Annotated in this window: 13 protein-coding genes; 12 read left to right on the top strand and 1 reads right to left on the bottom strand. The window is 66.3% G+C overall.

The window, feature by feature from the left end; translation table 11 throughout:
* The first annotated feature begins 115 nt into the window (after positions 1-115).
* Positions 116-1,669 carry a trimethylamine methyltransferase family protein gene (locus PU724_RS06230; protein WP_354420842.1) on the top strand — a complete coding sequence of 518 codons (1,554 nt, stop codon included), beginning with the start codon at positions 116-118 and terminating at the stop codon, positions 1,667-1,669.
* 187 nt (positions 1,670-1,856) lie between these two features.
* Positions 1,857-2,264, top strand: coding sequence for a DUF3168 domain-containing protein (locus tag PU724_RS06225; protein ID WP_127284052.1), 408 nt, complete (start codon positions 1,857-1,859; stop codon positions 2,262-2,264).
* Positions 2,265-2,273: 9 nt separating this feature from the next.
* Here PU724_RS06225 and PU724_RS06220 read toward each other — a convergent pair whose 3' ends face one another.
* Positions 2,274-2,660, bottom strand: a complete 387-nt coding sequence (locus tag PU724_RS06220; protein WP_127284051.1) for an ester cyclase — start codon at positions 2,658-2,660, stop codon at positions 2,274-2,276.
* A 225-nt stretch (positions 2,661-2,885) separates the two neighbouring features.
* On the opposite strand from PU724_RS06220, the gene PU724_RS06215 reads away from it, so the two are divergent.
* From PU724_RS06215 to PU724_RS06170, 10 genes are all read left to right on the top strand, one after another.
* Positions 2,886-3,185: a hypothetical protein gene (locus PU724_RS06215; protein WP_127284050.1), complete on the top strand. Its 300-nt coding sequence runs from the start codon at positions 2,886-2,888 to the stop codon at positions 3,183-3,185.
* Between the two features lie 70 nt (positions 3,186-3,255).
* The gene (locus PU724_RS06210) at positions 3,256-3,921 is read left to right on the top strand and encodes a response regulator transcription factor (protein ID WP_127284049.1); all 666 of its coding nucleotides are present in this window, start codon (positions 3,256-3,258) and stop codon (positions 3,919-3,921) included.
* Positions 3,905-5,326 carry an ATP-binding protein gene (locus PU724_RS06205; RefSeq protein WP_127391050.1) on the top strand — a complete coding sequence of 474 codons (1,422 nt, stop codon included), beginning with the start codon at positions 3,905-3,907 and terminating at the stop codon, positions 5,324-5,326. The genes PU724_RS06210 and PU724_RS06205 overlap by 17 nt, the downstream gene beginning before the upstream one ends.
* A 175-nt stretch (positions 5,327-5,501) precedes the next feature.
* Positions 5,502-5,939 carry an RT0821/Lpp0805 family surface protein gene (locus PU724_RS06200; RefSeq protein ID WP_127284047.1) on the top strand — a complete coding sequence of 146 codons (438 nt, stop codon included), beginning with the start codon at positions 5,502-5,504 and terminating at the stop codon, positions 5,937-5,939.
* A 177-nt stretch (positions 5,940-6,116) separates the two neighbouring features.
* Positions 6,117-7,253, top strand: coding sequence for a c-type cytochrome biogenesis protein CcmI (gene ccmI, locus PU724_RS06195; RefSeq protein WP_127284046.1), 1,137 nt, complete (start codon positions 6,117-6,119; stop codon positions 7,251-7,253).
* A 3-nt stretch (positions 7,254-7,256) separates the two neighbouring features.
* Entirely contained in the window at positions 7,257-7,700 is a 444-nt protein-coding gene (gene ccmE, locus PU724_RS06190) for a cytochrome c maturation protein CcmE (RefSeq protein WP_127284045.1), read from the top strand.
* A complete protein-coding gene (locus PU724_RS06185) occupies positions 7,700-9,691 on the top strand; it encodes a heme lyase CcmF/NrfE family subunit (protein ID WP_127284044.1) in 1,992 nt (663 codons plus the stop codon). Before ccmE ends, PU724_RS06185 begins: the two co-directional genes overlap by 1 nt.
* Complete coding sequence (locus PU724_RS06180) at positions 9,688-10,152, top strand: cytochrome c-type biogenesis protein (protein WP_127284043.1); 465 nt, start codon at positions 9,688-9,690, stop codon at positions 10,150-10,152. The genes PU724_RS06185 and PU724_RS06180 overlap by 4 nt, the downstream gene beginning before the upstream one ends.
* A gap of 119 nt (positions 10,153-10,271) precedes the next feature.
* Positions 10,272-11,822 carry a Do family serine endopeptidase gene (locus PU724_RS06175; protein ID WP_354420837.1) on the top strand — a complete coding sequence of 517 codons (1,551 nt, stop codon included), beginning with the start codon at positions 10,272-10,274 and terminating at the stop codon, positions 11,820-11,822.
* A gap of 209 nt (positions 11,823-12,031) precedes the next feature.
* A complete protein-coding gene (locus PU724_RS06170; RefSeq protein WP_187331196.1) occupies positions 12,032-12,706 on the top strand; it encodes a response regulator transcription factor in 675 nt (224 codons plus the stop codon).
* The last annotated feature ends 7 nt before the right edge of the window (positions 12,707-12,713 follow it).

The raw sequence follows: 12,713 nt of genomic DNA, 5'->3' as shown, positions 1-12,713 counted from the left end.
ATGATCCCGAAAAGTGGGAACCGGTTTTCGGAAAAGATCATGCCCAAACAAGAGGATAAGATGGAACGGGATGACGCTTCGAAGAAAAGTCATCCTATTCCAAGGAGGATCTGACATGGTTGAAGATGTCGCCTGCGATCTGAGGCGCGAACGCCGGCGTGGACGCACCGGCGAGGCGGGCAGCGAGTCAAGCCGCCGGCCGGACTACCGGTCGCTCAAGAACCCGTTCCTGCCGCAGCCGATCTTCTCGGAGGACCAGGTCGCGGCCATCCACGACACGGCGCTGCGCGTGCTGGAGGAACTCGGCATCAAGGTGCTGCTGCCGGAAGCGCGGCATGTCTTGGCCGGCGCCGGCGCGCTGGTCGACGAGGACAGCCAGATGGTGCGCATCGGCCGCGACTTGGTCGAGGCGGCACTGGCCTCGGCGCCGCGCTCGATCAAAGCCCATGGCGGCGCGCGCGATCGCGATCTGATGCTCGAACTGGGCTCGATGACCTTCCTCGCCGGGGCCGGCGCGCCCAACGTCACCGATCTCGAACGCGGCCGGCGGCCGGGCACGTTGGCCGCCTACGAGGAACTGACCAAGCTCATCCAGCATTTCGACGTGCTGCACATGCTTTGTCCCAGCATCGAGCCGCAGGATGTCGACAATCGCTTCCGTCACTATGCCGTCAACCGGGCGCAGCTGACGCTCTCGGACAAGTTCCCGTTCGTCTTCGCGCGCGGCACTCCGCAGGTCGACGACAGTTTCGAGATGGTCCGCCTGGCGCGCGGCCTCTCCGAGGACGAGTTCCGCGCCGGCGCTCATTGCTACACCGTCATCAACACCACCTCGCCGCGCCAGCTCGACATCCCGATGGCGCAAGGCATCATCGATTTCGCCAGGGCCGGCCAGGTGTCGATCATCACGCCCTTCTGCCTGGCCGGCGCCATGGCGCCGATCACCGTTGCCGGCGCGCTGACGCTGCAGCATGCCGAGGCGCTGGCAGGGCTGACGCTGGCACAGATCGTGCGACCCGGGGCGCCGGTCGTCTATGGCTCCTTCTCCTCCAATGTCGACATGAAGTCGGGCGCGCCGGCCTTCGGCACGCCGGAGCACGTCAAGGCGACGCTCGGCGCCGGCCAGCTCGCCCGCTTCACCGGACTGCCCTGGCGCTCCGGCGGCGGCAGCGCCGCCAACATTTCCGACGCTCAGGCCGCGCATGAGACGCAGTTCGCGCTGTGGGGCTCGGTACTGGCCGGCGCCACCGTCTGCATCCACGCCGCCGGCTGGCTGGAAGGGGGGCTGAGCGTCTCCTACGAGAAGCTGATCACCGACATCGAGGCGCTGCAGACGGTCGCCGAGCTTTGCTCGAGGATACCCGGCGACGAGGATTCCATCGGCTTCGAGGCCATCGCGGAGGTGCAACCGGGCGGCCATTTCTTCTCCGCCGGTCACACCATGGCGCGCTACCGCACCGCCTTCTACGAGCCGCTGGTCGCCGACTGGTCGAACTTCGGTAGCTGGACGCAGGCCGGTTCGAAGAGTGCCACCGAGCGCGCTACCGGCATCTGGAAGCGGCTGCTCGCCGACTTCCAGCCCCCGGCTTCGGCCGCCGCCACGGCCGGCGTGCTCGACGAGTTCATCGCCCGACGCACCGAGGAGGGCGGCGCTGCGCCGGTGTCTTGACGGAGATCAGTCCAGCCTTGCGGAACTGCCGCAAGGCGACAAGGCATTCCTGACGCCAGGCCAGTCATATCCGGACAGGAAGTGTCATGCGGTCTGGCGCGGGTCTTGCGACGCGGCTACGCTGCATGTGAAGACTGTTGGCGGCGCAAGGGATTGTCCAAGGCGTGACTGGCGAGCGGAGACGACGATGACGGCGCCCGACGATTTGCTGCAGGCCTTGTTCCAGAGATTGAAGAGTGACGCGAAGCTGACGGCGCTGCTGGGCGGCGCCGGCCTGCTCGAGCGGGCAACCGAGAACGCCGCCTTTCCTTATGTCACGTACGGCCACACCAGCGCGTTCGACCAGGACACCGGCGCCGACAACGACGCCGACCAGCTTGTCACGCTGCATGTCTGGTCGAAGGCCCATGGCGAGGCTGAAACGCGCCTCATCATGAACCGCATCGAGGCGCGCCTTGCGGGAGCGGCGCTGTCCATCGGCCCGCGCGGGCAAACACGCCTGTCGCTGGAGTTCGCCGAGGCTCGCTACGACGAGGACCTTGCGGTCCATCATGGACTGCAGCGCTTCCGCGCCGTCACGCGGGAAGACGCCTGACGGATCGCATTAAAGCTGAGCCGCGATCTCGGCCTTGTCGATGACCGACCAGACCTCGCATATGTGCGCGTCGCGAAATTCGTAAAACACGTTCTCGGCGAAGCTGACCCGCTTGCCGTTCACGGGCAATCCGAACAACCTGCCTTTGGGTGTGCAGTCGAAATGCAGGCGGGCAGCCACGCGCGGCGGCTCGCAAACCAGGAGTTCGATGCTGAAACGGAGATCGGGAATGGCCTGGAAATCGCCTTCGAGCATGCGCCGATAGCCCGACAGTCCAACCGTTTCGCCATTGTACTGCACCGCCTCGCCGACGAACCGGCCGAGATTGGCCCAGTCCTGGGCGTTGAGACACGCGATGTAGCCACGGTAAAGTTCGGCAAGTTCCTCGCGTCCCATCGCCTGCTACTCTCCTCATCGGGTCTTCGTACTCTACCCGCGGCAAGGCGAAAGGTCTGCAACGAAACCATTAGCCGCCACCGCCGTTTTCCGGTTATGAGTCTGGGGTCGGGCCTGAGGGGAACGGCGCGATCGCAGTTGCGTTTCAGGGGGTGTTGCGGGCATGGTTTTTCGGGCGTTCACCGTTCATTTCACGTTCAGCACCGATGCGTTACAACGCCTGCCATGAATACGTTTCGCTCCCATCTCCGAACCGCGACACTGGCGCTCGCAGCGACGGGCCTGCTCGCGTCGCAGGCAATGTCGGCTCCGGCCATCGCGCCTGACGACACGCAGCCGTTCGTGGTCGCCGCATCGGACTGCTACGCGATCGGCCAGCAGGTGGCGGCGCAGAATGGCGGCACGCTGGCCAAGGCCTCGCAGGCGACGCGTGGCGGCCAGGCGGTCTGCGTCATCGTCGTGCTGGTGCCCGGCAAGGATGGGCAGCGCCCGCGCCGCACCGAGATCGTCGTTCCGCTGAATTGATATCGAAGTTTCCCAAACTATTGGAATCGCTGTATATCCGCCCTGAACGTCAAGAGGTTTGAACTCCGGCATGCGTGTGCTCGTCGTCGAAGATGACAAGGATCTCAACCGGCAGGTGTCGGACGCGCTGGTCGACGCCGGCTATGTCGTCGACCGCGCCTTCGACGGCGAGGAGGGGCATTTCCTCGGCGACACCGAGCCTTACGACGCCGTCGTCCTCGATATCGGCCTGCCGCAGATGGACGGCATCAGCGTGGTCGAGCGCTGGCGCCGCGGCGGCCGCAAGATGCCGGTGCTGATCCTCACCGCGCGTGACCGCTGGAGCGACAAGGTGGCCGGCATCGATGCCGGCGCCGACGACTATGTCACCAAGCCTTTCCACATCGAGGAGGTGCTGGCGCGGGTCAGGGCGCTGATCCGGCGCGCCGCCGGCCATGCCTCGTCGGAACTGACCTGCGGGCCGCTGCGCCTCGACACCAAGGCATCCAAAGCTGATGTCGACGGCGTGCCGCTGAAGCTGACCTCGCACGAATTCCGTTTGCTTGCCTATCTCATGCACCATATGGGCGAGGTGGTATCGCGCACCGAACTGGTCGAACACCTCTATGACCAGGATTTCGATCGCGATTCCAACACCATCGAAGTCTTCGTCGGCAGGCTGCGCAAGAAGATGGGCATCGACATGATCGAAACCGTGCGCGGCATGGGCTACCGCATGCGTGAGCCGGAGGCGTAAGGCGGAACCGCTCGCTACAATCGCAAGGAAGCCTTTCGCGGCGCGGCTCTGGCCGCGCTCGCTGGCCTTCCGCGTCATTGCGTTCTCGACCCTCTGGGCGATCCTGACGCTGGTCGTCATCTTCACCCTGATCACAACGCTTTACCGTCAGGCGAGCGAGCGCGGCTTCGACAGCTTGCTGTCGGCGCATCTGTTCAACCTGATCGGGTCGGTCGGCATTTCCGACAACGGGGCGCTCACCGGCGCGCCGGATCTTGGCGACCTGCGCTTTTCCGAACCGAATTCCGGCTGGTACTGGTCCGTGGAGCCGGCCTCCGAGGGCGTCCACGGCGAGATCCACTCCTCCTCGATGACGACGTCGGTCCTGTCGCCTTCCGTCGCCGAGGTTCCCTTTAACGCGAACTTCCAGCGCAGCTACTCGGCCGAAGGCATCAAGGGCGAGGAGCTTGAAGTGTTCGAGAGCGAATTCGTCCTCGACGCCAAGAACCGCGCCGCGCGCTTCCGCGTCATGGGCAATCAGACCGAGCTGGAACAGGAGATCGCTACCTTCCAGCGCCGCCTGCTCACCTATCTGTCGCTGTTCGGCGTCGGCATGATAGCCATCAACGCCATTGCCATCCTGATCGGCCTGCAGCCGCTGCGCCGTGTCCGCAACGCGCTGGCCATGGTGCGCGAGGGCACTGCGCAGCGGCTCGACGGCCGCTTCCCGGCCGAGATCGAGCCGCTTGCCAACGAAACCAACGCGCTGATCGAGAACAACAAGCGCATCGTCGAGCGTTCGCGCACGCAGGTCGGCAACCTCGCCCATTCGCTGAAGACGCCGCTCGCGGTGCTGCTCAACGAGGGCCGGGCGCTCGGCGGCGCCAAGGGCCAGCTCATCGCCGAACAGGCCGCCTCGATGCAGAAGCAGGTCGACCACTATCTGCAGCGGGCGCGCGTCGCCGCCCAGCGCGACAGCGTAGTCTACCGCACGCCGGTCACGCCGCTGGTGCAGCGCATGGTGCGGGTGCTGCAGAAGCTCAAGCCGGAGATCAAGCTTACACTGTCGCTGCCGGCGGCCGAGATCATCTTCGGCGGTGAGCGCGAGGATCTGGAGGAACTGCTGGGCAACCTCCTCGACAACGCCCTGAAATGGGCGAAGGGTGCGGTCGCCGTCTCGGTGGCGCCGGTTCCCGGCGTCGGCCTGTTCGAGATATCGATCGAGGATGACGGCCCGGGCATTCCCGAGGACAAGGCGCGCGAGGCGCTGAAGCGGGGCCGGCGCCTCGACGAAACCAAGCCCGGCACCGGGCTCGGCCTCGCCATTGTCGCCGACCTCGTCAACGAATATGGCGGCGTGCTGGCGCTGGAACGCTCCGCCACGGGCGGCTTGAAGGCGGTGGTGCGGTTGCGGAGCCTTCAGTGATGCCTTGCCCGGGCCGGTCGACATCGATGGGCGGAGCATGGTATGCGCCACGTCGATTGCTCCCGATGTCGGCGGCCGCGGCCAAATTTCCGACAAACATCAACACTATGGCCACGCCAACTTTCCCGATGGCGCCGCCCCCAGCACATCCTGCTCGAGAAAACCGGTTGTTGGCATGAAGATTCGCGTCGCGCTCGTTTCCGCACTGCTGGCCGTTTCCGGCTGCACGACGCTGAGCCGGGGCGGCCCGGACGCCGGCGTCACGCCGGCCGCTACGCCGCCGGCCGGCGGCAAGGTGGCCACCACGATCATTTCGGCCATGCACGGCGGCCTTGTCGGCGGATCGATCGGCTCCGGCCTCGACGACACCGACAAGCGCAAGGCGCTGGAAGCCGAATACAAGGCGCTCGAATACACGGCGAGCGGCCAGAAGGTGACCTGGAAGGGCGACAGCACCGGCCATTCCGGCGAAGTCGTCGCAGCTCAGCCGTATAGGGTGGGTTCGCAGGACTGCCGGCAGTACACCCATACCGTCTTCACCGGCACCGCCAGCGCCACCGCGCGCGGTACCGCCTGCCGCAACGGCGACGGCAGCTGGACGCCGCTGACCTGACCAATGCATGTCGCCCAAAAGTGTGAAGCGGTTTTGGGACAACGACATGCATCAAGAAGAAACCGGCCAGAGGCCTGTCGGGTTGACGTCGATCAATGACGGGCGGACGCTTGGCCGTCAAAGCGTCGCAGCGTGCCTGTGTTGGCAGGGCAGGGCTCTGCCGTTATTGGAAGAACCATGCTGTTCTGGGTCATAGCCGCGATCCTCACGCTGGGCGCCAGCCTGGCGGTGCTGCTGCCGCTGGCCGGCGGCACCAAGGGCGCGTCCAGCGCCGGCGAGCATGACCTCGAAGTCTATCGCGACCAGTTGTCGGAACTCGACCGCGACGTGGCGCGTGACCTGATCCAGCCGGCGGAGGCTGAGGAAGCGCGCGCCGAAATCGGTCGTCGCATCCTGCGCCTGGGCGCTGCTGGTCAGTCCGGCCCGGCCGCCCGGCGGTCATCCATGGCGACCAGGCTGGTCGCGACGGCGGCCGTGCTGGCGGTGCCGCTGGTCAGCTGGGGCCTCTATATCAAGCTCGGCTCGCCCGACCTGCCGTCGCAGCCTCTGACGGAGAGGCTCGCCAAGAACCCCGCCGACTCCTCGGTCGACGAGCTGGTGGCGCGTGCCGAGGCGCATCTTGCCGCCAACCCGTCCGATGGCAGGGGCTGGGACGTGCTGGCGCCTGTCTATCTGCGGCTGCAGCGCTATTCCGACGCGGTCAGCGCCTACCGCAACGCCATCCGCCTCGACGGCGACAGCGCGGCCCGCCAGGCCGGTCTCGGCGAGGCGATCGCCAACGCCGCCGGCGGCATCGTCTCGGCCGAGGCTCAGGCTGCCTTCGAGGCGGCGCTGAAGCAGGACCCCGCCAATGCGAAGGCGAGCTTCTATCTGGCGATGGGCCTGGCGCAGGAAGGCCGCACCGGCGAGGCGACGGCGGCCTGGCAAAAAATGCTGGCCGCGCTGCCGCCGGACTCTCCGTGGCGCGGCGCGGTCGAGCAGGCGCTGGCCGACACGGCAAGCAAGTCCGCTGCGGCGGGTGCACCCGCCAACGGCCCGGATGCGCAAGCCGTGGACGCAGCGCAGCAGATGTCGCCGCAGGACAGGCAAGCGATGATCGAGACCATGGTCGCCAGCCTCGACGAAAAGCTAAAGCAAAACCCGCGCGATGTGGAAGGATGGATGCGGCTCATTCGTTCCTATGCGGTGCTGGGCAAGGCCGACCAGGCGCGCGATGCGCTCGGCCGCGCCATTGCCGCCTTTGGCGCCGACAGCGAGGAAGCGAAGAAATTCACCGCCTTTGCCGCCACGCTCGGCCTGGCGGCGACGGAGTAGATGATGACGCGCAAGCAGAAGCGACTGTCGGTGATCGTGGCCGGGCTGGCATTCCTCGCCGCCGCGACCGGTCTCACCTTCTACGCGCTTGGCCAGAAGGCGTCCTATTTCTACATGCCCGGCGATCTGGCCACGGCGACTGTCGAGCCCGGCCAGCGCATCCGCCTCGGCGGTCTTGTCGAAAAGGGCACGATCGTGCGCGGGCAGGGCGCGACGGTCGCCTTTTCGGTGACCGACAAGCAGAAATCGGTCAAGGTCACCTATACTGGAATCCTGCCCGACCTGTTTCGCGAGGAGCAGGGCGTCATCACAGAAGGCAGCTTTGGCGCGGACGGCATTTTCGTCGCTGACAGCGTGCTTGCCAAGCATGACGAGCGCTACATGCCGAAGGAAGTCGCCGACGGGCTGAAGGCCAAGGGTGTCTGGCAGGAAAGCAAGAGCGAATAATGGTCGAAACCGGACATTTCGCGCTCGTCCTGGCCTTTGCGCTGTCATTGGTGCAGATGCTGGTGCCGCTTTATGGCGCGCGCGTCGGCAACCTGAAAATGATGGCGGTTGGCGGTCCGGTGGCGGTCACCGGCTTCGCGCTCTCCGCGCTGTCCTTCGCCGCGCTGGCCAGCGCCTATGCGGGTTCCGATTTCTCGGTGGCGAGCGTCTGGGAGAACTCGCACTCGCTGCAGCCGCTGATCTACAGGATCACCGGTACCTGGGGCAACCACGAGGGCTCGATGCTGCTCTGGGTGCTGATCCTGACCTTTTTCGGCGCGCTTGTCGCCGTCTTCGGCTCAAACCTGCCGGCGACGCTCAGGGCCAATGTGCTCGCCGTGCAAGGGGCGATCGGCGCCGCCTTCTTCCTGTTCATCCTGGCGACGTCCAATCCCTTTATCCGGCTCAACCCGGCGCCGATCGAGGGCCGCGATTTGAACCCTATCCTGCAGGACCTCGGCCTCGCCATCCATCCGCCGCTGCTCTATCTCGGCTATGTCGGCTTCTCGATCTGTTTCTCCTTTTCGGTCGCCGCGCTCATCGAGGGCCGCATCGACGCCTCCTGGGCGCGCTGGGTGCGGCCATGGACGCTGGTCGCCTGGATGTTCCTCACCGGCGGCATCGCCATGGGCTCCTACTGGGCCTATTACGAGCTCGGCTGGGGCGGTTTCTGGTTCTGGGACCCGGTCGAGAACGCCTCCTTCATGCCGTGGCTCGCGGGCACGGCGTTGCTCCATTCGGCGATCGTGATGGAGAAACGCTCGGCGCTGAAGATATGGACGCTGCTGCTCGCGATCCTCACCTTCTCGCTGTCGCTGCTCGGCACCTTCCTGGTGCGCTCCGGCGTGCTGACGTCGGTGCATGCCTTTGCCACTGACCCGGCGCGCGGCGTTTTCATCCTCTGCATCCTGACGCTGTTCATCGGCGGTTCGCTGGCGCTGTTCGCGCTGCGCGCCTCGAGGCTGACCGCCGGCGGCCTGTTCCATCCGATCTCGCGCGAGGGCGCGCTGGTCCTCAACAATCTCTTCCTCACCACCGCCACGGCCACGGTGCTGGTCGGCACGCTCTATCCGCTGGCGCTCGAAGCCATCACCGGCGGCAAGATCTCGGTCGGCGCGCCCTTCTTCGACCTCACCTTCGGTCCGCTGATGCTGCCGCTCTTGGCGATCGTGCCGTTCGGACCGCTGCTTGCCTGGAAGCGCGGCGACGTCCTTGCCGCCGCCCAGCGGCTGATGGCGGCCTTCGCGGCAGCACTTGCCGCCGTGCTGGTGACGGCGCTGTTCATCGACGGCGCCTCGGTGTTCGCCGCCCTTGGCGTCGGTCTCGCCGTCTGGCTGCTCTGCGGCGCGCTCACCGATCTCGCCGTCAAGTCCGGGCTCGGCAATGTTGCGCCGGCGGTCGTGCTCAGCCGCTTTACCGGCCTGCCGCGCTCGGTGTTCGGCACCGCGCTCGCGCATCTCGGCCTTGGCCTGACCCTGCTCGGCATAGTCGGCACTGTCTCATTCGGCACCGAGAAGATCCTGACCATGCACGCCGGCGAAACGGTGGAGCTCTCCGGTAACACGCTGCGCTTCGAGGGCCTCTACCCGGCGCAAGGACCGAACTACAGCGAGGACCGTGGCCGCTTCCTCGTCATCGGCGCCGACGGCAACGCCAGCGGCGAGATCAGTTCGGCCAAGCGCTTCTATCCGGTGCGGCAGATGACGACCACCGAGTCCGGCATCAGGACGATCGGGTTCAGCCAGCTCTATCTGTCGCTCGGCGACGAGGGCAATGACGGCTCCGTCGTCGTTCGGCTGTGGTGGAAGCCGCTGGTGACGCTGATCTGGGGCGGCGCCCTGGTGATGATGGCGGGCGCTTTGATGTCGCTGATGGACCGCCGCCTGCGCGTCGGCGCGCCGTCGCGCCGCCGCAAGCCGGCCGGCGCCGCGCCTGCCGCGAGCGCGCCATGAAGGTCAGGGTTTCGCTCGCCTCGCTGGCGTTGCTGCTGGGCCTGCTCTTCGCCGGCAGCGCCTTCGCGGTGAAGCCAGACGAGGTGCTCGCCGATCCGGCACTGGAGGCGAGGGCGCGAGCGCTCTCGGAAGGCCTGCGCTGCATGGTCTGCCAGAACCAGTCGATCGACGAATCCGACGCCGACCTCGCCCGCGACCTGCGCATCCTGGTGCGCCAGCGCCTCGTTGCCGGCGACAGCGACCAGCAGGTGATGGACTACATCGTCTCCCGCTATGGCGAGTTCGTGCTGTTGAAGCCGCGCTTCAGCCTGCGCAACGCGCTGCTGTGGGGCACGCCGGTCGTTCTTCTCCTTGCCGGCGGGCTGTTCATCCTGCTCAGCGCCCGCTCGCGCCGCGCGGCCCCCGCGAACACGCTCACCGCCGAGGAGCGGGCGGCGCTGGACAAGATGCTGCGCGACTGAGCGCCAACATTACAAAACTTTCATGTACCGGAAATGGCGCCGTAATGTGCGGCTCTCTATTCCTCTTGCCGGAGGATGCCAGCCTGAGCGCATCCCTTGTGAAAGAGGATACGAGACCCATGAATATTGCCCCCAATTCATATTTCGGCACCCGCAAGCGCCTGACCGCGACCGTTGCGTCGCTGGCTGTCATCGGCGCGCTCGGCGTCGGCGCGCTCGCCACCGGAACCGCCCCCGTTCTGGCCGACGCAGTGCGTGTCGAGGCGCCGCAGGTTCCAAGCTTCGCCGATGTCGTCGAGCGCGTTTCCCCGGCCGTCGTCAGCGTCAAAGTCAAGGCCAAGATCGAGCCCGCCGCCGATGACGGTTCCGACCAGTCCGACGATCAGGACGGCATGAACAACCTGCCCGACAATCCGCAGCTGCGCCGCTTCTTCAAGGAATTCCGTGGCTTCGGCGATCAGGGCGGCCAGTTCGGCATGCGCCGTTTCAATCACCGCGGCCACAATGACGGCCAGCCACGCCCGGTCGCTCAGGGCTCCGGCTTCTTCATCTCCGATGACGGCTACCTCGTCACCAACAACCATGTCGTCGAAGAGGGCTCCGCTTTCACCGTGGTGATGAACGACGGCAAGGAGATCGACGCCAAGCTGATCGGCACCGATCCGCGCACCGATCTCGCCGTGCTCAAGGTCGAAGGCGACGGCAAGTTCACCTATGTCGACTTCGCCGACGATTCCAAGGTTCGCGTCGGTGACTGGGTGGTGGCCGTCGGCAATCCGTTCGGCCTTGGCGGCACCGTGACCGCCGGCATCGTCTCGGCCCGCGGCCGCGATATCGGCGCCGGCCCCTATGACGACTTCCTGCAGATCGACGCCTCGGTAAATCGCGGCAATTCGGGCGGCCCGACCTTCAACCTCAACGGCCAGGTCGTCGGCATCAACACCGCGATCTTCTCGCCCTCGGGCGGCAGCGTCGGCATCGCCTTCGACATCCCGGCCTCGACCGCCAAGGAAGTGGTGCAGGACCTGATGAAGAGCGGCTCCGTCCAGCGCGGCTGGCTGGGCGTCGAGATCCAGCCGGTCACCTCCGACATCGCCGAGTCACTCGGGCTGAAGTCCGAAAAGGGCGCGCTGGTGTCGAGCGCCCAGGACGACGGCCCCGGCAAGAAGGCAGGTATTGCCGCCGGCGATGTCATCACCCAGGTCGACGGCAAGGACGTCGCTTCGCCGAAAGAGCTCGCCCGTCTGATCGGCGCCTACGCCCCGGGCAAGTCGGTGGATGTCACCGTGTGGCGCGACGGCAAGAGCGAGAACGTCAAGGTCGACCTCGGCAAGCTGCCGGCGGGCGACAAGCAGGCGTCGAACGATGACAACAAGCAGCCGGCGACGCCAAAGGCCGACACGCTGGCCGATCTCGGCCTCACCGTCACCAAGTCGGATAACGGCAAGGGGCTGGTGGTCACCGATGTCGATCCCGACAGCGACGCCGCCGATCGCGGCATCCAGCCCGGCGATGTCATCACCTCGGTCAACTCGACCGAGGTGAGCGGCACGGCAGATGTCGACAAGGCGATGGCCGACGCCGTGAAGTCGGGCCGCAAGGCGGTGCTGGTGCAGATCACCCGCGACGACGCGAACCGCTTCGTCGCGCTGCCCGTCGCCAAGGGCTGACGATCGCGCAACTTTTCCCGAAGCGGCGGTTTCAACACCCCCGAGCCGCCGCAGGGGAAAGCACGGGGCCCGAATACGTTAGTCAGTCACCGTGTTCCGACCCCGGCGGCAGCGGGCTTCCCATCGCCCGCTGCCGCTCCCAACCATCAAAGGCCCTGATGCTCATGCCGGCCACTCAATCTCAGGGCGAAATCGCGTATAACGGCTCTATGAAGATTCTCGTCATAGAAGACGATCGCGAGGCCGCCGACTATCTGCAGAAGGCCTTTGCCGAGGCCGGCCACACCGCCCATGTCGCCGGCGACGGCGAAACCGGCTTCGCGCTCGCCGATGCCGGCGACTATGACGTCATGGTTGTCGATCGCATGATGCCGCGCCGCGACGGCCTGTCGGTGATCGCCGGCCTGCGCTCCAGGGGCAACACGACGCCGGTGCTAATCCTGTCGGCGCTGGGCGAGGTCGACGATCGCGTCACCGGCCTGCGCGCCGGCGGCGACGACTACCTGACCAAGCCCTATGCCTTTTCCGAACTGCTCGCCCGCGTCGAGGTGCTGAACCGCCGCGCCAGCGCCAGGGAAGCCGAAACCGTCTACCGGGTCGGCGATCTCGAGCTCGACCGGCTCTCCCATTCGGTCCGCCGCGCCGCGCGCGAGATCACGCTGCAGCCGCGCGAGTTCCGCCTGCTCGAATATCTGATGCGCCATGCCGGCCAGGTGGTGACGCGGACCATGCTGCTCGAGAATGTCTGGGACTATCATTTCGATCCGCAGACCAACGTCATCGATGTCCACGTCTCGCGCCTGCGCGGCAAGATCGAGAAGGGTTTCGACAAACCGATCCTGCACACGGTCCGCGGCGCCGGCTATATGCTGAAGGGCGGGTAGCACCTGC

It is taken from the genome of Mesorhizobium abyssinicae, from assembly GCF_049887195.1.
Classification (GTDB): Bacteria; Pseudomonadota; Alphaproteobacteria; order Rhizobiales; family Rhizobiaceae; genus Mesorhizobium; species Mesorhizobium abyssinicae.
Note: the sequence above shows the minus strand (reverse complement) of the source record. Positions and strands in the feature narration are given on the sequence as shown.